Source organism: Kribbella alba (genome assembly GCF_039529635.1).
Lineage (GTDB): Bacteria > Actinomycetota > Actinomycetes > Propionibacteriales > Kribbellaceae > Kribbella > Kribbella alba.
Window position 1 is genome coordinate 133,624 of record NZ_BAAANE010000001.1, and the last position, 25,659, is coordinate 159,282.

Sequence of the window (25,659 nt, forward strand, 5' to 3'; positions counted from 1 at the left end):
CTTTCTGTCAGCCGGTCTCGGGAGTCTAGATCGGCTCGGCGCAGGAACTGATCAATGCGCGATCTGAGTTCGGCGGTAGTCAGAGCGACTTTCGGGACGAGATGAGCGGAGGGTGTGGGATTCGAACCCACGATGACGGTCACCCGCCATACCGGTTTTCAAGACCAGCGCACTCGGCCACTATGCGAACCCTCCAGGCGGCCGCACCGGAGGACCGGTGTGGGCTGCCGATCGTCGAGAATAGCGCCCCGGCCGACTCAGTGCCCAAGAAGCCCTGGGGCCAGCGTCAAATCGAGTACCGGCTGGCGGGGCGTGACGGTAGGGTCTGGCCGAGGACGGAGCGGGGCGGCCGCTCGTCCGCATCGAAGACGGAGGTGAGAGCGATGTCCAGGTCATCGGAGGACATGGCAAGCACCGTCCGGTCGTCCCGCTGATCAGCGACTGCTGATTCGGGCTTTTCGGCCGGACCACCTGGTGGCGTCGATCGGCGTCGCCGGTCCAGTCTGTCGTCATGCCCTCTGGAGCTACCGATGCGATCCCTCCGTTCTTTTCTCCTGCCCGCTGAACTGGGCCAGGACTTCCGCAAGATCTGGCCCGCCGCGGCCATCTCGAATCTCGGTGACGGCGCCTTGGTCGCCGCCGGCCCCTTGTTGGTTGCCTCGATCACCAACGAACCGGCTGCGGTTGGCGCCGCCGCCTTCATCCAGCAACTGCCCTGGCTGTTGTTCGCCTTGTTCAGCGGGGCCCTGGCCGATCGGCTCGACCGCCGCTTGATGGTCGTTGCCGCCGACACCTTTCGCGCCGTAGTACTGGGTGCTCTCGGCCTCGCAGTACTGGCTGGCAGTTCGCCGTTGTGGGCTGTCTATCTGACCCTGTTTTTGTTGGGCACCGCGGAGACGTTGGCCGACAACGCCGCCGGGGCGTTGCTGGTCACGACCGTCCCCAAGGAGCACCTCGGCAAAGCCAACGCCCGGCTGTATGCCACGGGCACCGTGCTCAACCAGTTGGGAGGCCCTCCCATCGGGGCGCTGCTCTTCGCCGTTGGCGCAGGGGTGCCGCTCCTCCTCGATGCGGTGACGTTCGCCGCCGCCGCGGCGTTGGTCGCCCGCGTCAGCGCACGACCTCCGGTCGTTGCGGAGACTGCCCGTACGCCGCTGTGGACCGAAGTACGGGAGGGGATTCATTGGCTCTGGAACCACGCGGGGGTACGCACTCTGGCGTGCGCCATCCTGGTCATGAACATCACCTTCTGCGCGGCGTTCGCGACCTGGGTGTTGTACGCGAGGGAACGGCTTGGGCTCACCGACGCTCAGTTCGGGTTGCTGATCTCGGCCGGGGCGATCGGCGCCGTCGCCGGGATGCCCGTCTACCACCTGCTCGAACCACGGGTGGGCAGTCTCACCCTGCTCCGGGCCGGACTGGTGATCGAGACGACGGTCCACCTGATCCTGGCGCTAACCCGGAGTCCCTGGGTGGCGGGCGCCACGATGGCCGTGTTCGGAGTACACGCGGTCGTCTGGGGGATCGTGTCGACCACCGCGCGACAGCTCGCCACTCCGGATGCGCTGATGGGCCGGGTGAACAGCGTCTACATGCTGGCTTCAGTGGGAGGCGCCGCGGTCGGGTCGCTTTTGGGCGGAGTACTGGCTCAGCGGTTCGGTCTGGTGGCGCCGTTCGCGGTTGCGTTCGGCGGGATGGTCATCACGACCGCGGTCGTCTGGCGGCCGCTGCGGCACGTGTCTGTGCGGGCGGCGGCGCCGCAGAGCTGAAATTGGGTTGGGGGCTCCCGGCCGGGGTTGCTAATGTCTTCGGCCGAGAGCCCCAACTGTAATCGGGGAAAGTCCCCGGTGAAGTGGTCTCGTGGCCGTTGCTGCGAGTGGGCCGAGTCCATACCGATCGGAGCACTCAACCATGCCCTCAACCATGCCCACAGCCACGTCCCTCGGCCTGCCGAACGTCCGCGGCCGCGCACCCCTGCTCGCCGGCCTGATGATCGACTCCTTCGGCGGCGGTTGTGCCGGTCCACTGCTACTGCTCTTTTTCGTGCGGGTCGCAGACATCCCGCTCGGTACTGCGGGGATCGTGCTGACCGTCGCGACACTGTTCTCCATTGCGGCGCCGGCGGCGGTCGGTGTGGTGATCGATCGAGTCGGACCGCGCAATCTGGTGGTCGGGGCGCAGTTCGCTCAGGGGCTTGCGTTCGCAGGATTCTTCTTCGGGCGGTCGCTGTGGCTGCTCTTCTTGTGCGCGCTGGTGACGACGGTCGGACAGCGGGTGTTCTGGTCGTCGATCTTCAGCCTGCTCACGGACATCTCGGATCCGGGCGATCGCGATCGGTGGTTCGGGCTGGGCGGGATGATGCAGGCGGCCGGGTTCGGGCTCGGCGCGCTCGCGGCCGGTGCGCTGCTGACCTTCGACGGCGATCGGCCGTTCCTGATCGCCATGGCGGTGAACGCGGTCACCTTCTTCATCGCCGGGGCCCTGCTGCTGCGGATCCACGGTGCGCACTCGAGAACCGCCGCGGAGGACGTCAGGGACGCGCCCTTGCTCCGGAAGGACAAAGCATTCCTGGTGTTGATCGGCGCGAATACGATTCTCGCGCTCTGCACAATGCTGATGGGGATTGGGCTGCCGGTGTACGTGAGCGAGGTACTGCCTGCGCCGAAGTGGATCGTCGGGGTACTGCTCGCTGGTGTGTCCGTGGTGTTGGCCACGGGGCAGACGCTGGTGGTGCGGCATACCGAGAAGCGACGGCGGACCAATGTGATGGTGCTTGCCGGGGTGCTCTGGGCAATGTGGGGACTGCTCATGGCTGGGTTGCTGCACATTCCGGCTGCGCTGGTCGTGCCTGGGCTGGTCGTTGCGACGGTCGTGTTCGCCGGCGCTGACGTGCTGCACGCTGCAACTTCTAATGCGCTGGCAGCGGCGGTGGCGCCGACGCAGGGACACGGGAAGTATCTGTCGTACTGGCAGTACTCGTTCACCTTCGCGAGCGTCCTGGTGCCGGCCTTCTTCGCCCAGCTCTTCGAGGTACGACACGAGTTCCCCTGGCTGGCGATCTCGCTGCTCGCCCTGCTTGCCGCCGGGACCATCGTGGCCCTGGAGCGCGTCCTTCCCGACGCCGCTGTCCGCCGCAACTAGTAGCTCCCCGTACTCCGGGTCTGCGGCTGGTCTCGGCGGTCCGCGCGGCCGCGTCCCGTACTGCGGGTCTGCGGCCGGCGTCGGCTTTCGGCTGACTTGTCAGGTGTCATGTCTCAAGACATCGGTGACGAATCTGTATCAGGACATCGGTGACGCTTCAGGGGCACTTGGTGGTGACACTTCTTCGGCCCGGCGTGCAAGGCATGTCCTTCCGGATCTGCCGATGAGCGGTCGTGTCACTTCGGTCGCCCAGATTGACGCAATCTTTGTATCGGGGCTGCCGCGTGGCGGGAACGGTTCCTAGGCAGCGCCGACCTTCCTGGGCATCAGAACCAGCCGTACCCCGGTCACCAGCAGCCACACGAGCCAGGCGGCGTAGCCGAGTAGCCCCACGAACACGATCGGCGAGCCGTCAGCGATCGCGAGGTTGGCCACCCCGGCGGCGATCAGCAGGCCTCCCCCGGCCACGCCGAGCACACGCTGCCACGGCGCCGCCAGCCGACTCGCATGCGCCGCCAGCGCAGCGCCGATGAAGGTGGTGCCGAGCGCCGGCAGCGCCAGAGCGAATGCTCCTGCATGCAGCTGCCAGACGAGCTTGAACAGCGGGCTCGGCTCGGCGAGCTCGCCGGCGGACAATACGACTCCGTTCCACAGAACCGCGTAGAGCGCGAAGACCGCCGCGAGAGTCGCGCCCGCGGCCACCGCGAGGCGCGACCAGTCGGCGCCCGCACCCCCGCGACGCCCGACCAGCCCGTGGAAACCGGTCACGAACACGAGCAGCAGCGGCAGGTTCAGCGCCTCTGAGCCGACCGCGATCGCGACCGCGCCGCGGTTCTCCGCGTGGAAGGCGAGCACCTTCTCGATCGGGTCGCCGTAGCCGGGCGCTCCGGCCCAGACGAGCACCGCATTCTGGATGACCAACGACGCTACCAACGCGATCGCCGCCGCGCCCACGACCCGCTCCCCGAACGCCGGGGTCGGCGCCGTCAGCGAAACCTTGTTCACGGCCACAGCATGCGCTTGTGTAGCCGCAATCATCAACGGGGATCACCCCGATCTACGCCCTGGCCCACCCTGGCGCTGCTGTGGCGCTACTAAACGCTGACTCGGGAAACGCACTCATCTGCCGCTGAGCGAGCGCGTCCGGTCAGGCCGAGCAGATGCCGTGGTTGGCCATGAGTGTCACCGATGTCTTGAGAGATCGAGTGTCACCGATGTCCTGATGCAGAACTGTCACCCATGTCCTGAGACATCACAGGCTGACTTGTCAGGCATTCTTGCAACGTTCGAACAGGTGTTCTAATGTCCTCTCCATAGCTCGCGGTTTCTCCATCTGCCACTCCCAGATCTTCGTTCGATCGGTCGAACCTCCCACCTCTGATGTGGACGGCCGGTGCCGGACGAGGCCGCCCGGGCAGTGAGGGCCCGGGCGTGGAGAGCCCCGCGACGGTAGAACTGGCCCTAGCTGAATGTCGAGGTGATGCAGGACGAGAGGAATACCAGATGTTGCTCGAACACCGCGGCCGGCGACCGGTCGTGCCGGAGTCCGCCTATGTGGCGCCGTCAGCAGTGCTCTGTGGAGCAGTTGTGCTGGGCGAAGGCAGCAGGGTGCTGCATGGCGCAGTGCTGACCGCGGAGAACGGAGAGGTCCGCCTCGGAGAGAACAGTGTGGTGATGGAGAACGCCTTGGTGCGCGGCCGGGCGGACCATCCAGCACTGATCGGCGACGCGGTCCTGGTCGGTCCGCATGCCCACGTGAACGGCGCCACGGTCGAAGAAGAGGTCTTCATCGCCACGGGCGCCGCGTTGTTCCCGGGTTCGGTGGCCGGCGCAGGCGCCGAACTGCGGATCAACAGCGTGCTCCACGTCAACTCACGCCTCGAACCCGGCGCGGTCCTGCCGATCGGTTGGATCGCGGTCGGCGACCCGGCTCAGCTCTTCTCGCCCGACCGGCACGAGGAACTGTGGGCGATCCAGCGCGACCTGGACTTCCCCGGCACCGTCTATGGCGTCCCGCGCGGCACCCCGATGCGCGACATCATGGCCCGCCAATCCAGCTACTACGGCTCCCACCAGGAGGACCGCCTGCTCCCCGACAACTAGCACCGCCCCGGCCCACCGGACACGCCCTCCGCCGCCGGGCGGTGGTGTCGGGCAGCCTTTCGTCGTCAGGCCGCATGGATCTGGCTGATCAGGGTGAACTGGCGGACTCGGCCCGGGGCCTTGGAGGCGCAGGTCATGGCGCCATCGATGGTGACCAGGTGGGCGGCGACCTCAACGGTGATCACGTCGACCGACGCCTGGTTCGCTGCTTGGTCCGGCGGCACGCTCGCAGTCGGACTCGCGAGCACGCCGGACGCGCGGTCCCGCCGGCCGGTGGCTGCATGGGATGGGAGCTGAGTTTGCGGGTGGGTGGCGAGGCGGACATGCCAGGTGTTGGGGGCTAGTTGGTGGATGGCGATGGGGCGGAGGGCGTCGACGGCCAGGGAGTAGCCCGCGGCCCGGGCGAAGTGTTGGGCGGCTTGGACGTGCGGGGGGAACGCGCCTGAGCCGCGGAAGAACTCGAGGACGATGAGGCCGTCCTCGTACCTAGTGGCCAGTTCGGCCACGCGGGAAGGCGGAACATGGCCATAGAAGAGGCTGTGTGGGAGGAGGACCACGTTCGGGGCGAAGCGGTCTCCGCCGACATGGCTGCACTCCCAGGTTCTGTCTGGGTACGCGGCGGCTAGGGCGGCTGCGGCTGGACGGCCCCAGACAGCACAGCAAGCGTCATGGCGGCCGTGGGTGCAGACGAGGTAGACGGGTTCGGTGCTCGGCGTGCCCTGGTCTTTGCCGGTCAGTACGTCGAGCAGGTGCTCGTCGCCGGGCAGCTCACCCCAGCGGATCGACTCCTGTCCTGGGCGACTGTCGACGAATGCCCAGCGACGCGGCGCATTGCGATCGTGCCGTCCGTAGCGCCGGATCAACACTGGTCGACAGCCCATCGCAGCACACAACCGCGCCACCTGTGCCCCAATGTCATCCGCGCCGACACCACCTGCCCGACGTACTCCGCGGAGACCCTCGGCGGCCGCCGAATCCCCTCTGGCAGATGCAGGTTCGCTCGTCGGTGTCTCATCGGCGGATGCAGGTTCGCTCGTCGGTTTCCCTTCGGCGGATGCACGTTCGCTCGTCGGTTCCTCTTCGACGGATGGAGGGTCGCTGCGGTGAAGGGCGGTGAGGGCGTCGCGGGGCCAGGCGTCGCGGCACTCGATCAGGAGCCAGCGTTCTGCCGGCGGCGCCGAGGCGGCCAGCAGATCCCCGCGACGGCCGGCCGATGCCGCACAGCCCGTCTCAGGCCGATAGCGCGCATTCGTCGGCCGATACGGCGCCTCCGTCACGGAATACCTCGGGAATCGACCGCCCCAGCAACACCGGCATCACTCGCAGCACCTCCCGGAACCGCGAGTCGCTTCGCGCATGAGCTGGGCTGGGTCACTGGGGGCTCGCGACCACGACTGCTTCGGTCATCAAGCGGCGCACCAGGACCAGCTGGTCGGCTTCGTCCAGGCCGGGCAAGTCGCCGAGCCTGATCTCGTCACCTGAGCAAAGTTGGGCGACAGCCTCACTAGTTGCCGCTGGCAAGGAGATCGTGCGATCGGCCAGCTGCAGGAGGACAGGATCACCTTGCACCAAACGGTATCGGAGACCCGCGCGCAGGCGGACCGTAGTACCGATGGCTAGGGAGGCTATCGCGGTGGCGTGGGCGAGTGGGGGTAGCGGGGCGGGGCGGTTGCCGGACCACGTGCGGCGGCGTAGGCGTACTGCGAGCTCGTCTGCCGAGGCTGATCGGATCTGCTCGACCAGTAGCGGAGCAACCTTCTCCAACTGCTGCGCAACCTGGGCCGGGTCGCCCGGATCGAACCCGAGCGGCAGCGCAGCGCGCAGCTCCACCTGGTTCGCGGCGAGTGCGGCTAGCTCCTCGACGAGCAGGAAGCGCGTCATCGTGTGCAGGCCGACGGTCAGGTGCGCGCTCACGCCACCTAGAGCCCTCGCTGAATGCAGAAAGCCCCGCGGCACATAGAGGGCGTCGCCTGGACGCAGCACCTCATCTATGACCGGCGCCTGGTCCCGTGCGGCTGCAGCGACGGCCGCAGAGTGATCCGTCCACGGCTGGTTTCGTAGTGGATCGACGTGGACAGGTTCGTGCACCGTCCAGTGCTTCTCGCCTGCGACTTGCAGTACGAAGACGTCGTGGACGTCATAGTGTGCGGAGAAGCCCTGTGACTCGGCCGGCGTGATGTACGCATTGATCTGCACGGGGTGCCCGGCTTCGGCGGATAACTGCGTGGCGAAGTCGACAAGCGGCGGCCAGGTCCGGTGCAGGGCTTGCAGGACTACGGTGTGGCCGCTGGCGAACAGCGCGGCGACCTTGTCGTCGCGGATCTGGTCGTTGATCTCGGCGCCGACCCCGGCCGGTCCGGTGAACTGCCCGTCGCCGACCACGCTGCCGTTCTTCGCAATGCGCAGGAACGGAGTGCGCAATCCCCGCCGCGACAGCAGCTCGTCGGCGGCGTCCAAACTGAACAGATCGCTGAAGCCGCCGGGCCGCTGCGCCGCATCCCCTGCACTCGGCAGGTCCGGCTCGCTCGCCAGTTCGGTGGCGGTATGCAGGTCTGCTGCCGTCGGCAACTCTGGTAGGCGTGGCAGCGTCCGCGCACCGGCCGCACTCGTCAGCTCCGGCGCGGCGGCCAGCTCCGGCGCGGCGGCCAGGTCGGTGGCATGGGAGAAGAGAGCTCGCGCACCCCAGTAGCTGCTCGCGAACTCTTCCGGGTCACCCGCGACGCACCGCCGGAGAGCCGGGGGCCCGTCCGGTGGCTGCCCGGTCTCCGGCTGCGAGGTAACCAATGTCAGGAGCTCCGCCCCGCACCGCCGTCGGCTCCACCATCGGTCGCGCTCGGATCGGCACCACCGTCGGCAGGTCCTTCGGCGCCGCTGTCGGCACCTGCGTCCGCGCCGCCATCACCCGCACCAGGCGAGGCACCGCCGTCAGCACCACCGTCCGCGCCGCGATCACCGGCACCACCGTCCGCACCGCCGTCAGCACCACCATCGCCGCCGCCAGGTGTCGCGCCGCCGTCAGCACCACCATCGGTAGCGCCGGGTGTCGCCCCACCGTCGGCCAGACCCTCGTCCCCGGACGAGGTCGTCATGTCGTCGTCGTTCAGACCCATGATGCTGCTCCCTTCGAAAGTGCTTCGGTGAACACCCCTGTGCGCAAAGTAGATCGGGGTTAAACCCTCGCGCCGGTTACAGCGGCCAATCGGTTCGGCAGCGATCAGCTGATCAGCCCAGCACGTCGCGCCAGACCTTCAAGAACCCGTCCGTCACGGCCTCGGGCCGTACTGCGATCCGCAGCCACTCCGGCCCGAGACCGGGGAACGTGTCGCCGCGCCGAACCGCGAATCCCCGTTCCCGCAAGGCCTCCCGAACGCCGACCGCTCCTTCCACCCGCACCAGCACAAAAGGCCCACGAGCCACCCCGTACGTCGAACCCGGGCCGGTGGCGTCCGTAGTACAGGCGAGTCCATCCAAGAGGTACGCCCGTTGGCGGTCGATGTCGAGGGCTGCCTGGGCCGATTCGTCGAGGGCGCGCTTGTTGCTGCATGCAATTGCCGCAGCCAGTGCAGGAGTGGACACCGGCCACTGAGGTTGGACCGCCGCGAGTTGTTCGATCAACCCGGGCGCGGCCACGACGTACCCGATCCGCAGGCCGGCAAGTCCCCACGTCTTCGTCAGACTCCGGATCACGATCAGGCCGGGAATGGAGGCGCCGACGAGCGACTCGGGCTCGCCCGGTACTGCGTCCATGAACGCCTCGTCGACGACCAGGATCCGGTCCGGGCGCGCGAGCTCGCGGAGATCGTCGGCGCGGTGCAGGACCGACGTCGGGTTCGTCGGGTTGCCGATCACCACCAGATCGGCGTCGGCCGGTACGGCGCGCGGGTCCAGGACGAACCCGTCCTCGGGCCGCAGGATGACCCGGTCGACCAGATGCCCGGCCGATCGCAAGGCCGCTTCGGGTTCGGTGAACTGTGGATGGACGACGACGGGATGCTTCGGCCGGAAGGCCCGGGCGATCAGCACGAAGGCCTCGGCCGCACCCGAGGTGAGCAGGAGCTCGTCCGGGTCGCAGCCGTGCCGCGTGGCGATGGCGGCGAGCGTCGCGTCCTGGCGTGGGTACGACGCGAGGTCGGCGAGGCTGGCCGTGATCTCCTCCACCAGCCAGGCAGGCGGAGTACCGGCCCGGACGTTCACCGCGAGGTCGACCAGTCCGTTGCCGACCTCCAGATCGCCGTGGTGGTCGAGGTCGAACTCGTCAGCCGTCACCCGAGGAGGCTAACCCGGATCCGGCCTCGCTCGAGGGCGAGTTCAGCGGGGCGAGACGGTGTAGCGGCGGTTCTTCAGGGACGGGTTGCGCTCGCGGACCTCGGCGAGGCGGGTCGGGGAGATCTCGGCGAGGGCATAGCCGTCCGCTTCGCCGACGGCTGCGACCGCGATGCCCTGCGGGTCGATCACCTGGCTCAGGCCGGAGTACTTCTTACCGTTCTGGGCTGCCGACGCGACGTAGCAGGTGTTCTCGATCGCGCGAGCGGTGAGCAGAGTGGTCCAGTGGTGCTCCTTGAGCGGCCCTCTCACCCAGGCGGCCGGTACGACGAGCACCTCGGCGCCCGCATCGACCAGGGCTCGCGACAGCTCCGGGAACCGCAGGTCGTAGCAGGTCATCAACCCGAGCTTCCGGCCCGCGACCTCCACGACGACGGGTGCGACGTCACCCGCGGTCAGCTGGTCGGACTCCCGGTAGCCGAACGCGTCGTACAGGTGGATCTTCCGGTACGCGCCGAGGAGTTCGCCGTCGGCGCCGACCGCGAGAAGGGTGTTGTACGGCCGGGCCTCGTCGCAGCTCCGTTCGAACATGCCGGCCACGATCGCCGTGCCGTGCTCGAGCGCGGTCTTCCGCAGGGTGCTGACGAACTCGCCGTCCAGCGCCTCGGCCAACTCGCCGACCGAACCGCCCTCGGTGGCGAAGTCGGCCATCATCGCCTCGGGCAGCACGACGAGATCGGGTTTCTCCCGCGCGACCTCGGCGACCGACTGCGTCACCAGGTCACGGTTGGCGGCCTTGTCCTGCGTACTGGCGGTCTGCACCACGGCGATCTTCACCCCACCATGGTGCCGCATCGGGACTTGAACCTCACGCGGTGTCAGGTCTTCGAGTGGGAGACTGCAGGGGTGGATTTTGATGCGGTGGTGTTGGCCGGGGGTGGGTCCACGCGATTCGGGGGTACGGACAAGGCGTTGCTCGTGGTGGACGGGATGTCGTTGCTGGATCGGGCGCTCACCGCAACCAGCGCGGCGCGGTCGACCGTTGTGGTCGGCCCGGAGCGAGCGGTCTGCCGGGAGGTCGAGTGGGCGATGGAGGAGCCGCCCGCCGGTGGCCCCGTCGCCGGAATCGCGGCCGGCCTCACCAAAGGGGAGTCTCCCGTGGTCGTGCTCGTTTCGTGCGACCTGCCGTGGCTGACCAAAGCCGCGGTGACGGGACTCGTCGAAGGACTCGGCGACCATGACGGCTACGGATTGCGCGACACCGGCGGGCGGGAGCAACGCCTCGCCGCGGCGTACCGGCGTACTGCGTTGGCGAGCGCGCTCGAGGCGATCGGCGATCCGCGGGACAAGTCGGTGCGGCGGTTGTTCGCGGAGCTCGAGCTGGCTTGGAGCGAGCCGACAAGGTCGGGTGATGACGTCGACAGCTGGGCGGATCTCGAAGCCTGAACCGTAATTCGATCGACCCGCGAACCTTTGGTCACTACTTTGACGAGGTGAATGACCAGGTAGAGGCGATGACCGAGAAGGCTTGCCCGGGCAGCGCTATCGCGGAGATCCTGCCGCGCTCCGGTGGTCAGCTCAGCACCGTTTTCGAGGTACGCCGAACCGCGGCCGCCCCGCTGATCCTCAAACTCTACGAACCCGAATGGGCCTGGAAACAAGCCAAGGAAGTCCACGTCTACGAGCTGTTGGCACCCGAACTGGGTGACGCGATCCCGCGCGTCATCCATCACGAGCCAGCCGGCGACACTTTCGACACCGCGTTCACCGTGCTGACGAAACTCGACGGCGTCCCGCTCTCCGAGGCGGAACCAGCCGACTGGAAATCCGTCTACACCCAACTCGGCGCACTGCTCCAGCGGATCCACCGCATCCCGCAACCGGCGTACGGCTATCTCACCGACGAAGTGCTCGAGCCGCTCCCGGGCAATACCGACTACATGCGCCGCCAGTTCGCCAAGAAACTCGGCGAATTCGAAGCCCTGCAAGGCGATCCGGCCTTGCAGAGCGACATCAGCCAGTACGTCGAGCAGCACGCCGGGTTGTTCGCGAACAATGCGGCACCGACCCTTTGCCACAACGATTTTCACGAGGGCAACGTGCTGGTGGATCCGTCGACCTGGCAGGTGACCGGCTTCATCGACGTGGAGAACGCGATCGCGGCCGATCCGTTGATGGATCTCGCGAAGACCCAGGCCTACTCGATCTGGGGAAACGCCGACAAGCTCGCCGGGCTCGTCGACGGATACGGTGAACTGCCGGCGGACTGGCGCGAACGCACCACCCTCTACCGCCTTTACCACTCACTTGAACTATGGGATTGGTTCAAGTCGATAGGCACTGTCGATCCGCTGGACAGCATCGCCGCGGACCTCGCCAAGATCGTCCGCACCTGAAGCAGTCCCGGTGACATGGCTCGGATGAGGCCCGGCGGCCGGGAGCCAGTACGGTGGCATCCATGCGAGCTGTCGTGTGTGAGGGTGCTGGCGGTGTCGACGTCCTGAAGGTCGCGGAGATCGAGGACCCGACCCCGGCCGCGGACGAGGTCGTCATCGACGTGGTAGCGGCCGGGGTGAACCGGGCCGACCTGTTGCAGCGCGAGGGCCACTACCCGCCGCCTCCCGGCGCGCCCGGGACGCTCGGCCTCGAGGTGTCCGGCACGATCTCGGCCGTCGGCGCCGAGGTCGAAGGCTGGTCCGTGGGCGATGAGTGCTGCGCCTTGCTCGCGGGCGGTGGGTACGCGGAGAAGGTGGCGGTCCCGGCCCCGCAGGTGATGCCGGTCCCGGAAGGCGTGGACCTGGTCAGTGCGGCAGCGCTGCCCGAGGTGGTCGCGACGGTCTGGTCGAACGTGTTCATGGCGGCCCACCTCAAGGACGGCGAGACGCTGCTGGTGCACGGCGGCGCGTCCGGGATCGGCACGATGGCGATCCAGCTCGGCGTCGCGCACGGCGCGCGAGTCCTCTGCACCGTCGGCAGCACCGACAAGATGGACTTCTGCACCCGGCTCGGTGCCGATGTCGCGATCAACTACAAGGAAGCCGAGTGGGCCTCGGTGGTCAAGGAGGCGACCGGCAAGGCCGGCGCGGACGTGATCCTCGACATCATGGGCGCGAAGTACCTGCAGGACAACGTGAGGAGCCTTGCCTTCGACGGCCGGCTTGCGGTGATCGGCATGCAGGGCGGCACCAAGGGCGAGCTGGATCTCGGCCGGCTGATGAGCCGCCGCGGTTCGATCACAGGGACCGGCCTGCGGGTGCGGTCGGTGGAGGACAAGGGCCGGATCCTCGACGAGGTGGTCGGCCACGTCTGGCCGCTCATCACCGCGAAGAAGGTGCGGCCGATCGTCTACCGCACTTTCCCGCTGGAGGACGTCGCCCTCGCCCACGAGACCCTCGAGCAGTCCAGCCAGATCGGCAAGGTCCTGCTCACCCTCTGAGCAACCCCGTACTACGGGACCGCGGCAGCGCGTAGTACGGGGTGGCGTCGGTACTGCCCGGTACGACGGGGCTGCGGCAGCGCGTAGTACGGGGTGGCGTCGGTACTGCCCGGTACGACGGGGCTGCGGCAGCGCGTAGTACGGCGGGACGGGGCCAAGGAGGGCTACCGTCTGGACTGTGACTGGGGAACGGGGTAGGGGTGCGCACGTGCTCGACGCGGTGGTGCAGGTGATCGCCGAACGCGGGCTCGAGGCCGCCACCATGCGCAATGTCGCCGCGGGGGCAGGGATCTCCTTGGCGCAGGTCCAGTACTACTTCCGCAGCAAGGAGGAACTGGTCGCCGCCGCGTTCCACCACGTGACCCAGTCGTTCGACGAGAAGCTCGCGACGGTGGATCTGTCCGGTTCACCTCGCAAGGTGCTCCGCGACGCACTCGAACTGTGGCTGCCGCTGGACGAGCCCCGAGCGCGGGATGCCCGGGTCTGGCTGGCCTTCAGCGCGGCCGCGGCAACGTCGGAGGCCCTCAAGGACATCGCGGCCGCCACGGACCACGAACTCCGGGTCGCCTTTGCCCGCCTCCTGGATGCCGCGGTCGCCGAGGGACAACTGACTGAGGTTGTCGACACCGAGTCCGAGGCCGCCCTCCTCCTCGCAGTCGTGGACGGCTTGGTCATGCAGGCCCTCGCGCTCCCCTCCCCGGCCCGCCGCGCCTTCCTGGCCCAGAGCCTCGACACCCACCTCGGTCGGCTGTTCCAGACGTGACCGGCTATGCCGCCGTGGGGGTGCCGATACCATTGCCTCAGGCATCTACCTCGGCGAGCTCGGGATAGGCCACGGGGTACGCCGGCGTACTCGTGATCCGCCACTGACCGCAGGCTCAGCGCTGGTAGACGACGAGCCCCTCGCTGACCTGGTGCGACGAGGCGACCTGCCGATCTGTCGCGTGGCGGGCGTCAGCGGTACTGCAGTCCCGCCTGCGCCAACCGCGACGCCGCCCGCCGCCACCGCTCCAAAGCGACGTCCTAGGGCGTCCGCTCCGAGGGCTTCAGTCCGCCGAGAGCCGCCGATCGGGAGGTCCTAGGATGGATGGATGAGCGAGAGCAGCGAGAGCCAGCAACGCCCGATGGCCGGCGCCCAGACCGAGGACGGCAAGGTCCTGATCGTCGGTCCGGACGGTATGGCCGTCGAGGGGCCGCCGCGCGCCGACGACGACCAAGAGCGTGACGACGAACCACGCTCGGTGACCGAGCTGGTCGAGCAGCCCGCCAAAGTGATGCGGGTCGCGAACATGATCCGCCAACTGCTGGACGAGGTGAAGTCGGCACCGCTCGACGAGGCCTCCCGGCAGCGCCTGAAGGCGATCCACGAGGCGTCCATCAAGGAGCTGGAGAGCGGCCTGGCGCCGGAGCTGGTCGAGGAGCTGGAGCGACTCAGCCTCGACTTCACCGACGACAGCACGCCCACCGAGGCCGAGCTGCGGATCGCGCAGGCCCAGCTGGTCGGCTGGCTCGAGGGACTCTTCCACGGCATCCAGACGGCGCTGTTCGCCCAGCAGATGGCAGCGCGCCAGCAGCTCGAGTCGATGCGCCGCGCTCTGCCCGGCGGCCAGCAGATCCGGCCGGAGGACGCCCAGGGCTTCCCAGGCCCGCCGCCGCAGCCCGGCACCCCCGACGGCCCCGGCAGCGGCGGGATGTACCTCTAGAAGAGCTCCTCGAGGACGGTGGCGACGCCGTCCTCGTCGTTCGACGGGCAGATCACGTCCACCATCGCCAGCACCTCGGTGTGCGCGTTGGCCACCCCGTACGACGTGCCGGCCCATGCGAGCATCGGGAGATCGTTCAGCGAATCCCCGAAGGCGATCGTCTCAGCGGCCACGATGCCCAGCTCCGCGGCGAAGTCGGCCAGCATCGCCGCCTTCGAAACCCCGCTCGCGGAGATCTCCACCAGGCTGTGACCGCCACTGTGACTGGCGGCGACCCGCTCCCCGACCAAGGGCTGGATCTTGGCGAGCAGATCGTCGGAGTGCCAGCTCGGGTGCCGGACCAGCAACTTCGCCGCGGGTTCGGACAGCAGCACCTCGAGCCCCGCGATCAGGGTGTCGGCCGGAGCCGGCCAGCGATTCAGGTAGTTCGGCTCCTGTCCGTAACGGTTCGATCGCTCAATGGCGAACTCCACCTCCGGAATCTCCGTCCGGATCGCCTGCGCTACCTCCAGTGCTATGACGGGATCGATCAGCGCCGTCCGGATCGCCTTGCGCTGAACGACGTCGTACAGAATGGCGCCGTTGGCAACGATCGCGACGCCGTGCGCCCCGACCAGGTCGGCGAGGTCATGCAGCCAGCGAGGTGGCCGAGCGGTGACCATCACGAATACACTGCCCGCCTCCTGGGCGGCGAGCACTGCGGTCTTGGTGCGTGGGGCGATGGAGCCATCGCTGCGCACTAAGGTTCCGTCAAGATCCGTGGCGATCAGGCGGGGTGGGCGGACTGCTCTACGGTGTGTCACGAGGCCACCGTATCCGGCCGATCGAAGATCCCTAATACCCTCCCGACGCCTCTATCCGCAACCATTTGGACATGGCTAAACCTGCAATCTGATTGACCGTTGAACAACGTCACCAGACCGTTACGGCAGGATGCTGCAAAGGCAGCTAGTTCCCATGCGCAGTAGGGATTGCGCATGATTTCATGCGGTGGCTGGCGGGGAACCGGGGGCGATTCAACCGCGTCGTACACCCTGTTGCGGATCAAAAGATCCGGAACAGCCCCACCCCGAAACAGCGTCGCGGAACTGATGCGGAATTGGGTGCAACCAAATCCGGATCCGTGACGTCAACAGTTAAGGATCGGTGCGTCCCGCGCCGGGACGACAGGGTGGGTCGGCAACAGATCGGTCCATCAGCTAGTGGGCACGGGTGTTCGAACGTCATTCATCGTTCGTTCACACGGGTCCTGGAACTTGGGGAGCCACGATGATCGTCAACAGCGCCAAGATAGCGGGGCAAGGGGGCAACCGCTCCCGTGCGGCTGTCGACACATCTTCCATCATGGAAGGGGCCATGACCGGCTGCATTGCACGCACGGACATTTTCCAGCACCGCCTGATGGAAGAACCGCCGCCCGCATCAGCGACCCGGCGGACAAGGGAGCGGTACGACCAACTGGTCCGTGAGGCGAAAGCCTTGTGCGCTTCGTGTCCGATGTTCACCGACTGCCTGTTCAGCGCCGTTGCCGAGCATGACGTGAGTGGTTTCGTCGCCGGTACTACGGCGGCGCAGCGTCGCTCGATGCGCAACCTGCTGGACGTGGAGGTCCAGGCGGACGACTTCGACCAGCTGGCCGGCGCCCGTGGAACGCGCCGCCCGGTCAGCCACGAAGAGGTGCTGCGACTGCGGACGCAGCATCCGAACGACAGCCTCGAATCCCTTGCCATGCGGCTGGGCTGCTCGCTGTCGACCGTGAAGCGCCACCTGCGCAGGGCACGGCGAGGTCAGAGCCCCGCCACCAAGGCCCCACGGCCCCGCCCGCAGGTCAGCGCAGTCCTGGACGCGTTCGACGCCGTGGTGGACCAGCCCTGCCAGTCGCCGCGGCCGAGCACCACCCGCGTCGCCTGATCCGACTTTGTCCGGCCCTGATACTCGGCCCGCCAGCGGACTATCAGGCAGTTGATATACCAGGAGCCCGGAACGCCTGCTCGTGCAGGAGTTCCGGGCCTTTGGTTGCCTGCGGTAACTACTTTGTCACCGCTATTGCAGCAAATCGCAACAGCTGTTCAGTTGATCGTCAGAACCATCGATTGAGCACGGCCGCGACACCGTCGTCCTGGACCGACTTGGTCACCTCGTCGGCAGCGGCCTTGACCTCGTCCGGTGCCGAGCCCATCGAGATCCCCAGGCCCGCATAGACGAGCATCTCGATGTCATTGCGCCCGTCGCCGATCGCCAGCAGGTCACCGGCTTCCAGCTCGTACTGCGCAAGCGCCACCTTCAGCCCGGTGCTCTTGTCGACCCCCTCGGGGGCGATGTCGAGCCACGCGGTCCAACCGACGAAGTAGCTGACGCCGTGCAGGCCGAGACGCTCCGCCAGCTGGACGAAGTCGGCCTCTGACTTCTCCGGATCACGGATGATCAACCGGGTCACGGGTTCCGGCGCGAGCTCCTCGTCCGTCACCACCCGGATCCCGGCATCGCCGAGATCGCCGTCCGGGAACGGCGCGGTCACCCGGTAGCCCCGCTCGTGCTCCTCGACCGCCATCCGGGCGTTCGGCGCATGCTTGCGGACCGAGGCGATCACGGTCGCCGGGTCGAAGGTGCGCTCGTCCACCACCTCGCCGCCGGGATACCGGATCGTCCTCGCACCGTTGCTGGAGACAATGAATCCCTCCAGCAGGCCGAGGATCTCCGCGACCGGCGCGGTGGCCGCGTAGGACCTGCCGGTGGCCAGGATCACCGGGACCTGCGCGGCGGCCCGGCGTACGGCGTCGACGACGGCCGGCGAGAGCTTCTCGTCGTGGTCGATCAGGGTGCCGTCGATGTCGAGGGCAACGGCCTTCGGCCGCCAGCCGTCGGTCATCGGCGGACCGGTTCCAGGACCTCGCGTCCACCGAGGTACGGCCGCAGTGCGGTCGGCACCCGGACCGAGCCGTCCGCCAACTGGTGCGTCTCCAGGATCGGGACGAGCCAGCGGGTGGTGGCCAGCGTGCCGTTCAGAGTCGCGACCGGACGGGTCTTGCCGTCCGCGTCCCGATGCCTGATGTTGAGCCGGCGGGCCTGGTAGTCCGTGGTGTTCGAGGTGGAGGTGAGTTCGCGGTACGCGCCCTGGGTCGGCACCCACGCCTCGCAGTCGAACTTCCGGTACGCCGAGGTGCCCAGGTCGCCGGTCGCCGTGTCGATCACCCGGTAGGCCAGTTCCATCTTGTCGAGCATCTCCTTCTCCCAGCCGAGCAGCCGCTCGTGCTCGGCAGCCGCATCCTCGAGGGTGGTGTAGGAGAACATCTCGACCTTGTCGAACTGGTGGACCCGGATGATCCCGCGGGTGTCCTTCCCGTACGAACCCGCCTCGGGGCGGTAGCAGGACGACCAGCCCGCGTACCGCTTCGGCCCGGCGGACAGGTCGAGGATCTCGTCCATGTGGTAGCCGGCCAGCGCGACCTCCGACGTACCGACCAGGTAGAGGTCGTCGTTCCTGAGTTGGTACACGTCCTGGTGCGCGCCGAGGTAGCCCGTGCCGCCCATCACCTCGGGCTTGACCAAGGTGGGCGTGATCATCGGGGTGAAGCCCTTCTCCACCGCGAGCTGGACGGCCAGCTGGAGCATGCCGAGCTGGAGCAACGCGCCGACGCCCTTGAGGAAGTAGAACCGGGCACCCGAGACCTTCGCACCGCGTTCCATGTCGATCGCGTCGAGCAGTTCGCCGAGTTCCAGGTGGTCGCGGGGCTCGAAGCCCTCGGCCGCGAAGTCACGCGGCTTGCCGACCACCTCGCGGACGACGAAGTCCTTCTCGCCGCCGACCGGGGCCTCGTCGGACACCAGGTTCGGCAGCGCGCGGGACAGCTCGTCGAAGCGGCCCTCGGCCTCGTTGGCAGCGGCCTCCTTGGCCTTCACCTCGGCCGACAGGGCCTTGGTCCGCTCCAGCAGCGCGGTCCGCTCGTCACCCTTGGCCTGCGCGACCTGCTTGCCGAGGCCCTTCTGCTCCGCCCGTAGCGATTCGAACGCCGCGATGGACGATCGACGATCACCGTCGGCCGCCAGGATCTGGTCGACCAGGTCAGTACTCTCGCCACGCTTGGTCAGGGCCGCACGGACGACATCGGGGTTCTCACGGAGCAATTTGGCATCGATCACACCCCGAGGGTATCGGGGCGTGTCTGAGCGGGCGAAGCGTATTCGGGATGATGAGGTGGCACCAGCGCGTCGTCGAGGGGGATTGAAGCGGCAGATGAACCACCATCCACCTAGTGCTCTCGGCCGTGCGCTCACGGTCGTGCTGGGTGCGTTGCCGTTCATCGTGATCACCTTGCTCGTCTTCCAGGACTGGCCACCACTGCGCCGCTGGGACCTGTCCGTCGCCGGCGAGGTCGCGGAGTACGGCGCGTCGCACCCCGACGTGGTGCACTTCTGGCAGGTGGTCGCCGCGATCACGGTGCCGTGGTCCGCGCGCGCGATCATCGCGATCATCGCCTTCTACCTCTGGCACCGCCGGGCCCGGGTGCTGACGATCTGGCTGCTGGTCACCGCGGGCGCGGAGCTCGGCCTGGTCCAGGCGACCAAGGCGATCTTCGAACGACCCAGGCCCGCCCAGATGCTGGTCGAGATCGACGGCTGGTCCTACGTCTCCGCCCATGCCGCCGCGGCCTTCGTCCTGGCGGGTGCGCTCGGAGTGGTGCTGCCGTCAGTGCGCGGCTGGCGGCGCCGGTTCCGCCTGCTGGTGACCCTGCCGACCATCGCCGTGGTCTGGATCGTCTCGGTCGACCGGATCATGCTCGACGCCCACTACGTCTCCGACGTACTCGGCGGCTGGGCCCTCGGACTGGCCATCCTGACCGCCACATCCATCGGATTCGGCCTGCGCCCGGGGCTCCGGCGCCGCCGGCGACGTACACCCATAGACCACGACGGTGCGTCCGTGCCGACGCGGGCCGCGGTGATCGTCAACCCGATCAAGGTCGGGGACGGCGTCGCGTTCCGGCGCAAGGTGAACCGGGCGCTGGCCCTCCGCGGGTTTGACGACCCGCTCTGGTTGGAGACCCAGCAGGATGACGCGGGCAACGCGATGGCCAAGCGGGCGATCGAGAACGAGTCGGACCTGGTCCTGGTGGCCGGCGGCGACGGCACCGTCCGGGTGGTGTGCGCTGCGCTCGCGTACACCGGGATCCCGGTCGGGGTGATCCCGGCCGGCACCGGCAACCTGCTGGCCCGCAACCTGCACATCCCCCTCGACCTGGACGACGCGCTGGAGCGGATCCTGGACGGGCGGGACCGGCGGATCGACCTGGTCAAGGTGCACGGCGACGGCCTGGACACGGACCGGTTCGCGGTGATGGCCGGGCTCGGGCTGGACGCCGCGATCATCTCGGACGCGCCGCCGCAGCTGAAGGCTCAGATCGGATGGACGGCCTACCTGGTGTCGGCGGCGAAGAACATCAACCACCCGTCGGTGAGGGTGCGCATCTGCCTGGACGACGACGAGCCGGTGGAGCGCCGGGTGCGGACCATCGTGGTCGGCAACGTCGGCATGCTGCAGGCGAACATCCCGCTGCTGCCCGACGCCCGCCCTGACGACGGACTGCTGGATGTGGTGATGATCGCTCCGCGGCGGGTGACGCAGTGGCCCCTGGTGTTCTGGCGGGTGATGACCCGGACCAAGCGGACCGAGATGTACCTCGAGCGGTTCACCGGGCGGAAGGTGGAGATCACGGCCGCGGTCGACGTACAGCGTCAACTCGACGGGGACGGCGTCGGCCCGGGCCGGTACCTCGCGGCCGAGGTGGAGCCGGGCTGCTTGGTCGTCAGGGTACCCAAGCGGCGCTAGCCGGCCAGGACCTCCAGCGTCAGGGCTGGTCGTCGAGCAGCGTCAGGCTGGTCGTCGAGCGTCAGGGTTGGTCGTCGAGCGTCGGGACCGCGTCCTTACGGAGGGTCTCGATGGCCTCTTCCTCTTCCGGCGAGAGCTTCGAATCGCTCTCGAAAGCCTTGACCTCTTTCGCGTAGGAGCGGGCGTCGTTGCGGCTGTTGATCGAGGTCAGCACCACGCCGTCGCCGTTGTCGTCCAGCAGCGCCATCGACCAGGACAGCCGCCCGCCCATGTCGCCGAACGCGTCGTACCGCACGACGGCCAGGTGCTGCAGGTTCTCCCGCAGCTCATTGCGGGCTGCCTCGAGCTCCTTGCTGAGCCTACGCAGTTCGGACTTGACCGTCCCCGGCTTGGCTTCGGGCTGCTGCGGTTCGACCTGCGGCTGGAGCTGCTCCTGCGGGGTGGCAGATTTCTGGGCGGATTTGGGCGTGCCGGACTGCGCCCGTAACGCCTGAATGGCGAACACCAGGGCGAGCACCGCCACGAACAGGGCGGCGATCCCGAAAGCACCGGCTAACGTCGAAGACACGGACAGGAGCCTAACCGGCTGAGTGGTCAGCAGGTGTGCCTGCGTGCTCGGTCGGGTGCGCTGCGTGTCCTCTGAGACGGCGAATCGGCGGATCCAGCCATGGCCACGTAGATTTCGCCGCGTGACTCATTTGCCTGCCCCAGGTCCTCAACCAGGTGTGCACGATCTCGGGTACGCCCGACTCGACACAGACCGGCTGGCGCGCACCGGCGACGCCGAAGTGGTTTACGGCGCCGGCAAGACGCCCTCCCAGGTCGTGGAGTTGCTGCGCACCCTGCACGAGACCCACCCCGGCCACGCCGTACTTGCCACTCGACTGTCCCCAGAGGCCCAGGAAGCCGTCAGCGCGGCCCTGCCCGACGCGGTGGTCGACTCGGTGGGACGCACCGCCGTCCTCGGCGAGCCCCCCGCCCTGCGCGGCACGGTCGCCGTCGTCTCAGCCGGTACGTCGGACGCGCCGGTGGCGGCAGAGGCTGCCACGACGGCCGGGGTCTTCGGCGCCGGGGTCGAGCTGATCACCGACGTCGGGGTGTCCGGCCTGCATCGCGTGATGGGAGTGCGTGAGCGGCTCGACGCAGCGGACTGCCTGATCGTCGTGGCGGGCATGGAGGGTGCGCTGCCGAGTGTGGTCGGCGGACTCGTCGGGGTGCCGCTGGTCGCAGTACCGACCTCGGTGGGCTACGGCGCCTCCTTCGGTGGAGTGGCGGCGTTGCTGGCGATGCTGAACTCGTGCGCGCCGGGTGTCACCGTGGTGAACATCGACAACGGGTTCGGCGCCGGGGTCTTCGCGGCGCGGGTCGCTCGGCGGGCAGCGCCTGCCGAGGTGAAGACGCAGTGAGAGTTGCCTGGATCGACTGCGCGGCGGGAGCTTCCGGCGACATGCTGCTCGGCGCGTTCCTGGACGCGGGAGCCGATCTCGCCGCCGTCAACGCGGCCGTCGCCGCGGTGGATCCCTCGCTGTCTGTGACGATCGAACAGACCAGCCGACACCAGATCGCTGCCACCAAGGCCTCGGTGCGCGTCGAAGGCGACCTGCACCCCGAGAACTTCCCCGACGCCGCCCCTTCCCCTGCCGCACCCGATGCCGGACACGATCAGGGGCACGGGCACGGGCACGGGCATGACGAGGCTGGGCACGGTCATGGGCACGATGGTGGGGCTGGGTCCGGGGATGGCGGGGGTCGGCCTACCAGGACTTGGGCTGAGGTTCGGCGGCTGATCGAGGGCGCTGGGCTGGCCGACGCGGTGCGCAGCCGGGCATTGGACACCTTCGCGCGACTCGCTCGGGCCGAGGCTTCGGCGCACGGGGTTGAGCCGGATGCGGTGCACTTCCACGAGGTCGGGGCGCTGGACGCGATCGCGGATATCGTCGGCGTCGCCGCTGCTTCGGTCTCACTCGAGCTCGACCGCATCGTGGTCTCCACCATCTCGCTGGGTGGCGGACGCCAGGTCCGCGGGCAGCACGGCGGAATCCCCGTGCCCGGCCCCGCAGTACTGCACCTGCTGTCCGAGGCGGAAGCACCTGTGGTCGGCGGCACAGCGCCGTACGAGATGACGACGCCGACCGGTGCGGCGCTACTGGCTTCGCTCTCGGACGAGTTCGGGCTGATGCCGCCGATGCGGATCGAGCAGACCGGGGTCGGCGCGGGTGGTCGCGACCCCGTCGAGGTGCCGAACATCGTCCGCGTGGTGATCGGCGAGTCGATCACGCAGCCGAACACCGAGCTCGTCTACGAGACGAACGTCGACGATCTGGATCCGCGGATCTGGCCGCAGGTGCTGTCCCGGCTGATGGAAGCCGGCGCCGCGGACGCGTGGCTGACGCCGATCCTGATGAAGAAGGGCCGGCCGGCGCACACGCTGTCCGTGCTGGTGAGCAGCTCGAACGCCGAAGTGGTCCGCTCGGTGATCCTGGCCGAGACGTCGGCGATCGGGCTTCGCGAAATCGCCATCCGCAAGCATGCGGCCGACCGCGAGTTCGCCAGTGTCGAAGTCGAGGGCCAGAGCATTCACGTCAAGATCGCCCGGTACGGCGGCCAGGTGGTCAACGTGCAGCCCGAGTACGACGACGTCGCCGCGGCCGCCACAGTCCTGAAGAAGCCGGTGAAAACCATCCTCGCCAAGGCCATCGCCGCCGGCCACGACCTCTGGAGCTGACCACCTACCGGTTCGGGCGTCCGAGGAAGTGGCGGGACGTGTCGCCGCCTCTTCGGACGCAAGGGGAGGTCGCCGAGGCGGGAGCGGAGCCGGCGCTAGTGTGCGGCGGCCTCTTCGGTCACGCGTTTGGCCTTGCGCTTCGGCCAGTCGTACGGCCACCAGCGGGCTCCGCCGCGACGCGCCCAGATGATCAATCCGATCAGTACGCCGAACTCGATCGCCGGGCAGATCGTGTCTCGCAACCGGGCACTGAACCACTCGAGCGAATCTGACAGCGACGCCGCCACCTGTCTGGCGTTGGGGTCGCGGCCTGGCACGTAGGCGATCGCCAGCATGGTCGTCCGGATCACCATCAGCTTGTCGACCTTCGAGGCAGCCACCGCCGCCAGCGCGACCCAGGCGATCAGGTCATACCAGGGCAGCGAGTACATCGCCGTCAGCAGCCAGGCGATCGCATAGATCGCGGTGTACCGGATCGCGTCGGGCGTGCGGTCGTCCGGGTGCGTCTGCGGCACGATCGACTTCGGGAACACCTGGGACAGCAGGATCGCGACCAGGATCAGACCGACCCACGAGGCGATCGCCAGCAACGTGCGGACGAGCCCGTTCGGCAAAAACAAGGTGAGCAAGCTCAGCAGGACCTTGTGCGGCGTCCCCGTCGAGATGAACGAAGTCTGCGACCTGGCCTGCTGGAACGCCTGCAGCCCGACAACGGCGTACAGGCCGCCCATCGAGACAGCACCGCCGAGGCAGAACTTGAGCGCGCGGCTGCGGTCCGCGCGGAGCGACCACAGCATCGCGACACCGACCAGGCCGATCGAGAGCTTGGTGCAGCCCGCTACGCCGAGCATGACGCCCGCCCAGAAGACATGCCGCCGGAACAGCACGAGCGCGATCACCGCGAACATCACCGCGATCGCGTCGTTGTGGGCGCCGGCCAGAACCGTCCACAGGATCAGCGGGTTCGCGAGGCCGACCAGCAGTACGCGGCGGCGGTTGGGCAGATTCGGGCCGACCAGCTTGAGCAGGAGCAAGCCTGTGACGATCAGGCTGATCGCGACGGACAACTGGAGCATCCACACCGTCAACTGCATCGAGTCGCCGCCGACCCAGGAGGAGAACCACTGGATCCAGGTGGCGATCGGGCCGTACACGCTCTTCGCGCCCTGCCACGGCCGCTCGGTCGCCGCGATGACCGGGTCGTAGCCGAGCCGGATGGTGTCGGCGGGGGCTGTCGTGTACGGGTTGCCGCCGAGCGACATGATCCGCCCGTACGCCGCGTAGATCAGGACGTCACCCGAGGCCATCGGCGGGACCAGCGTGATCGCGGCCGTCGTACCGATGCCTAGGGCAACCAAGCGATCGACCCGCGGGGCCCAACCGTGTTTGAGGGCACGCGTCGCCAGGTAGACGCCGTACCCGCCGAGCAGGATCGCGACGTACACCATCACCGTGACAAGCCAGTCGTTCGGCTTGGCATTGAACCAGTACGACGGGAGCCAGGCGTGGCGGTTCGTCAAGGTCAGGACGACCACCGACGGGCCGAGCAGGCCGGCTACCACGATCAGGATCGTCGAGGTCAGGTACAAGGCGATCGCGCGGCGACCGTCCTTCAGCGCTCCGGCGGTCGGCTGCTCGGTGACCGGCTCGGTGCTCATTGGACGGGCTTCCGCGATGGAAGGGCACTGCGTGCGGCGAGCGCGCGGCGTACATGCAGGAACTGGCGACCGCGGTGCAGTTGACCGCGCAGATCGGTGCCTGTCGCGCGGTGTCGCACGTCGATCGGCACCTCGATGATCCGGAAACCCTTGCGGCCGAGATCGACGCTCAGAGCAGTCTCGACGCCGAACCCGCCCGCCAGCGGGAGCGCCGCCTCGAACGCCGTACGGGTGAGGCAACGCTGACCCGACAGCGGCTGCTCCGGCGCCCAGCCGGTCGCCTGCTCGATCCCGGACCGCGCCAAGCGCACCACGAACCCGTGACCGCCGGCCTTGCTCCCATCGGCGCGGACCTGCGCCGGCAACGTCCCGATCGTCATGTCGGCCTGGCCGGACAGGACCGGCTCGATCAACGGCTCGGCGCCGATCGCAGAGTCGGCCAGGTCGGCGTCGAGGAACAGCAGGTGCCGCGCGCGAGCGCCGTCCCGCTCTGCCACCGCCGCTGCCCCCGTCTCCATCGCCGCTGCCTTCCCCCGGTTCTTCTCATGCCGTACGACGACTGCTCCGGCCCGCTCGGCTGCTTCCGCCGTGCCGTCAGTCGAACCGTCGTCCACGACCACCACCAGGTCGACCTCGGCGAGCTTGTGCACCGCGTCCACCGTGGCGGCGATCCGATCGACCTCGTCCTTCGCCGGAATCACGCAGGCGACAGCACTCTGGACGGGCTCGACGGGAGGCAGATCAGTACCGGACACAGCACCGCAGCCTAGTTGTTCCCCAGCCGATCCCCGCCCTCAGCACCC

General features: G+C 68.3%; 25 protein-coding genes and 1 tRNA gene. 13 read left to right on the top strand and 13 right to left on the bottom strand.

Going from position 1 to position 25,659, the window contains the following annotated elements; genetic code table 11:
• Positions 1-106: 106 nt before the first annotated feature.
• Positions 107-195 (bottom strand) — tRNA-Ser (locus ABD210_RS00705).
• 335 nt (positions 196-530) lie between these two features.
• Here ABD210_RS00705 and ABD210_RS00710 point away from each other — a divergent pair.
• Together ABD210_RS00710 and ABD210_RS00715 are read left to right on the top strand one after the other, a co-directional pair.
• Complete coding sequence (locus tag ABD210_RS00710) at positions 531-1,769, top strand: MFS transporter (RefSeq protein WP_344107412.1); 1,239 nt, start codon at positions 531-533, stop codon at positions 1,767-1,769.
• Positions 1,770-1,923: 154 nt separating this feature from the next.
• Entirely contained in the window at positions 1,924-3,141 is a 1,218-nt protein-coding gene (locus ABD210_RS00715) for an MFS transporter (protein WP_344107414.1), read from the top strand.
• A 300-nt stretch (positions 3,142-3,441) separates the two neighbouring features.
• Here ABD210_RS00715 and ABD210_RS00720 read toward each other — a convergent pair whose 3' ends face one another.
• A complete protein-coding gene (locus ABD210_RS00720; RefSeq protein WP_344107416.1) occupies positions 3,442-4,146 on the bottom strand; it encodes a hypothetical protein in 705 nt (234 codons plus the stop codon).
• A 498-nt stretch (positions 4,147-4,644) separates the two neighbouring features.
• Between ABD210_RS00720 and ABD210_RS00725 the strand changes: the two genes are divergently transcribed.
• Positions 4,645-5,244: a gamma carbonic anhydrase family protein gene (locus ABD210_RS00725; RefSeq protein ID WP_344107418.1), complete on the top strand. Its 600-nt coding sequence runs from the start codon at positions 4,645-4,647 to the stop codon at positions 5,242-5,244.
• Positions 5,245-5,309: 65 nt separating this feature from the next.
• Here ABD210_RS00725 and ABD210_RS00730 read toward each other — a convergent pair whose 3' ends face one another.
• The 5 genes from ABD210_RS00730 to ABD210_RS00750 form a co-directional block, all read right to left on the bottom strand.
• Entirely contained in the window at positions 5,310-6,521 is a 1,212-nt protein-coding gene (locus ABD210_RS00730; RefSeq protein ID WP_344107419.1) for a sucrase ferredoxin, read from the bottom strand.
• A 94-nt stretch (positions 6,522-6,615) separates the two neighbouring features.
• Complete coding sequence (locus ABD210_RS00735; RefSeq protein ID WP_344107421.1) at positions 6,616-8,028, bottom strand: cupin domain-containing protein; 1,413 nt, start codon at positions 8,026-8,028, stop codon at positions 6,616-6,618.
• Positions 8,029-8,030: 2 nt separating this feature from the next.
• Complete coding sequence (locus tag ABD210_RS00740; RefSeq protein WP_344107423.1) at positions 8,031-8,354, bottom strand: hypothetical protein; 324 nt, start codon at positions 8,352-8,354, stop codon at positions 8,031-8,033.
• Positions 8,355-8,466: 112 nt separating this feature from the next.
• On the bottom strand, positions 8,467-9,510 hold the full coding sequence (cobC, locus tag ABD210_RS00745; protein WP_344107426.1) for an Rv2231c family histidinol phosphate aminotransferase CobC: 1,044 nt from the start codon (positions 9,508-9,510) through the stop codon (positions 8,467-8,469).
• A gap of 42 nt (positions 9,511-9,552) precedes the next feature.
• Positions 9,553-10,344 carry a carbon-nitrogen hydrolase family protein gene (locus ABD210_RS00750; protein WP_344107429.1) on the bottom strand — a complete coding sequence of 264 codons (792 nt, stop codon included), beginning with the start codon at positions 10,342-10,344 and terminating at the stop codon, positions 9,553-9,555.
• A 69-nt stretch (positions 10,345-10,413) separates the two neighbouring features.
• On the opposite strand from ABD210_RS00750, the gene mobA reads away from it, so the two are divergent.
• The 6 genes from mobA (at position 10,414) to ABD210_RS00780 (ending at position 14,646) form a co-directional block, all read left to right on the top strand.
• The gene (gene mobA / locus ABD210_RS00755) at positions 10,414-10,953 is read left to right on the top strand and encodes a molybdenum cofactor guanylyltransferase (protein WP_344107432.1); all 540 of its coding nucleotides are present in this window, start codon (positions 10,414-10,416) and stop codon (positions 10,951-10,953) included.
• Positions 10,954-11,000: 47 nt separating this feature from the next.
• A complete protein-coding gene (locus ABD210_RS00760) occupies positions 11,001-11,903 on the top strand; it encodes a phosphotransferase family protein (RefSeq protein WP_344107435.1) in 903 nt (300 codons plus the stop codon).
• Between the two features lie 62 nt (positions 11,904-11,965).
• Positions 11,966-12,943 (top strand): NAD(P)H-quinone oxidoreductase, encoded by a 978-nt coding sequence (locus tag ABD210_RS00765; RefSeq protein WP_344107437.1) that lies wholly within the window; start codon positions 11,966-11,968, stop codon positions 12,941-12,943.
• 178 nt (positions 12,944-13,121) lie between these two features.
• Complete coding sequence (locus ABD210_RS00770; RefSeq protein WP_344107439.1) at positions 13,122-13,706, top strand: TetR/AcrR family transcriptional regulator; 585 nt, start codon at positions 13,122-13,124, stop codon at positions 13,704-13,706.
• Between the two features lie 174 nt (positions 13,707-13,880).
• Positions 13,881-13,970 (top strand): CGNR zinc finger domain-containing protein, encoded by a 90-nt coding sequence (locus ABD210_RS00775; RefSeq protein WP_344107931.1) that lies wholly within the window; start codon positions 13,881-13,883, stop codon positions 13,968-13,970.
• A gap of 64 nt (positions 13,971-14,034) precedes the next feature.
• The gene (locus tag ABD210_RS00780) at positions 14,035-14,646 is read left to right on the top strand and encodes a bacterial proteasome activator family protein (RefSeq protein WP_344107442.1); all 612 of its coding nucleotides are present in this window, start codon (positions 14,035-14,037) and stop codon (positions 14,644-14,646) included.
• Here ABD210_RS00780 and ABD210_RS00785 read toward each other — a convergent pair.
• The gene (locus ABD210_RS00785; RefSeq protein ID WP_344107444.1) at positions 14,643-15,449 is read right to left on the bottom strand and encodes an HAD family hydrolase; all 807 of its coding nucleotides are present in this window, start codon (positions 15,447-15,449) and stop codon (positions 14,643-14,645) included. The two genes, ABD210_RS00780 and ABD210_RS00785, sit on opposite strands and share 4 nt — an antisense overlap.
• Positions 15,450-16,002: 553 nt before the next feature.
• On the opposite strand from ABD210_RS00785, the gene ABD210_RS00790 reads away from it, so the two are divergent.
• On the top strand, positions 16,003-16,557 hold the full coding sequence (locus ABD210_RS00790; RefSeq protein WP_344107446.1) for a WhiB family transcriptional regulator: 555 nt from the start codon (positions 16,003-16,005) through the stop codon (positions 16,555-16,557).
• 169 nt (positions 16,558-16,726) lie between these two features.
• On the opposite strand, the gene ABD210_RS00795 is transcribed toward ABD210_RS00790, so the two are convergent.
• Together ABD210_RS00795 and serS are read right to left on the bottom strand one after the other, a co-directional pair.
• Positions 16,727-17,515: an HAD family hydrolase gene (locus ABD210_RS00795; RefSeq protein WP_344107448.1), complete on the bottom strand. Its 789-nt coding sequence runs from the start codon at positions 17,513-17,515 to the stop codon at positions 16,727-16,729.
• On the bottom strand, positions 17,512-18,786 hold the full coding sequence (gene serS, locus ABD210_RS00800; RefSeq protein WP_344107450.1) for a serine--tRNA ligase: 1,275 nt from the start codon (positions 18,784-18,786) through the stop codon (positions 17,512-17,514). The genes ABD210_RS00795 and serS overlap by 4 nt, the downstream gene beginning before the upstream one ends.
• Before the next feature lie 94 nt (positions 18,787-18,880).
• On the opposite strand from serS, the gene ABD210_RS00805 reads away from it, so the two are divergent.
• Positions 18,881-20,473, top strand: a complete 1,593-nt coding sequence (locus ABD210_RS00805; protein ID WP_344107452.1) for a bifunctional phosphatase PAP2/diacylglycerol kinase family protein — start codon at positions 18,881-18,883, stop codon at positions 20,471-20,473.
• Between the two features lie 61 nt (positions 20,474-20,534).
• On the opposite strand, the gene ABD210_RS00810 is transcribed toward ABD210_RS00805, so the two are convergent.
• Positions 20,535-21,041 carry a DUF4446 family protein gene (locus ABD210_RS00810; RefSeq protein WP_344107454.1) on the bottom strand — a complete coding sequence of 169 codons (507 nt, stop codon included), beginning with the start codon at positions 21,039-21,041 and terminating at the stop codon, positions 20,535-20,537.
• Between the two features lie 121 nt (positions 21,042-21,162).
• Here ABD210_RS00810 and larB point away from each other — a divergent pair, with 121 nt between their 5' ends.
• Together larB and larC are read left to right on the top strand one after the other, a co-directional pair.
• On the top strand, positions 21,163-21,879 hold the full coding sequence (larB, locus tag ABD210_RS00815) for a nickel pincer cofactor biosynthesis protein LarB (RefSeq protein ID WP_344107456.1): 717 nt from the start codon (positions 21,163-21,165) through the stop codon (positions 21,877-21,879).
• A complete protein-coding gene (larC, locus tag ABD210_RS00820) occupies positions 21,876-23,198 on the top strand; it encodes a nickel pincer cofactor biosynthesis protein LarC (RefSeq protein WP_344107458.1) in 1,323 nt (440 codons plus the stop codon). Before larB ends, larC begins: the two co-directional genes overlap by 4 nt.
• A 95-nt stretch (positions 23,199-23,293) precedes the next feature.
• Here the strand turns inward: larC and ABD210_RS00825 are convergent, their stop codons facing one another.
• Both ABD210_RS00825 and ABD210_RS00830 read right to left on the bottom strand, forming a co-directional pair.
• Complete coding sequence (locus ABD210_RS00825; RefSeq protein ID WP_344107460.1) at positions 23,294-24,856, bottom strand: MptA/MptB family glycosyltransferase; 1,563 nt, start codon at positions 24,854-24,856, stop codon at positions 23,294-23,296.
• Positions 24,853-25,611, bottom strand: a complete 759-nt coding sequence (locus tag ABD210_RS00830) for a glycosyltransferase (RefSeq protein ID WP_344107462.1) — start codon at positions 25,609-25,611, stop codon at positions 24,853-24,855. Before ABD210_RS00830 ends, ABD210_RS00825 begins: the two co-directional genes overlap by 4 nt.
• Between the last annotated feature and the right edge of the window lie 48 nt (positions 25,612-25,659).

Excerpts from the sequence above, each read along its gene's own strand:
- ABD210_RS00710 (WP_344107412.1), top strand. The coding sequence starts at position 531 with ATGCGATCCCTCCGTTCTTTTCTCCTGCCCGCTGAACTGGGCCAGGAC.
- ABD210_RS00715 (WP_344107414.1), top strand. The coding sequence starts at position 1,924 with ATGCCCACAGCCACGTCCCTCGGCCTGCCGAACGTCCGCGGCCGCGCA.
- ABD210_RS00725 (WP_344107418.1), top strand. The coding sequence starts at position 4,645 with ATGTTGCTCGAACACCGCGGCCGGCGACCGGTCGTGCCGGAGTCCGCC.
- ABD210_RS00740 (WP_344107423.1), bottom strand. The coding sequence starts at position 8,354 with ATGGGTCTGAACGACGACGACATGACGACCTCGTCCGGGGACGAGGGT.
- ABD210_RS00765 (WP_344107437.1), top strand. The coding sequence starts at position 11,966 with ATGCGAGCTGTCGTGTGTGAGGGTGCTGGCGGTGTCGACGTCCTGAAG.
- ABD210_RS00780 (WP_344107442.1), top strand. The coding sequence starts at position 14,035 with ATGAGCGAGAGCAGCGAGAGCCAGCAACGCCCGATGGCCGGCGCCCAG.
- ABD210_RS00790 (WP_344107446.1), top strand. The coding sequence starts at position 16,003 with ATGACCGGCTGCATTGCACGCACGGACATTTTCCAGCACCGCCTGATG.
- ABD210_RS00795 (WP_344107448.1), bottom strand. The coding sequence starts at position 17,515 with ATGACCGACGGCTGGCGGCCGAAGGCCGTTGCCCTCGACATCGACGGC.
- ABD210_RS00805 (WP_344107452.1), top strand. The coding sequence starts at position 18,881 with ATGAACCACCATCCACCTAGTGCTCTCGGCCGTGCGCTCACGGTCGTG.
- ABD210_RS00825 (WP_344107460.1), bottom strand. The coding sequence starts at position 24,856 with ATGAGCACCGAGCCGGTCACCGAGCAGCCGACCGCCGGAGCGCTGAAG.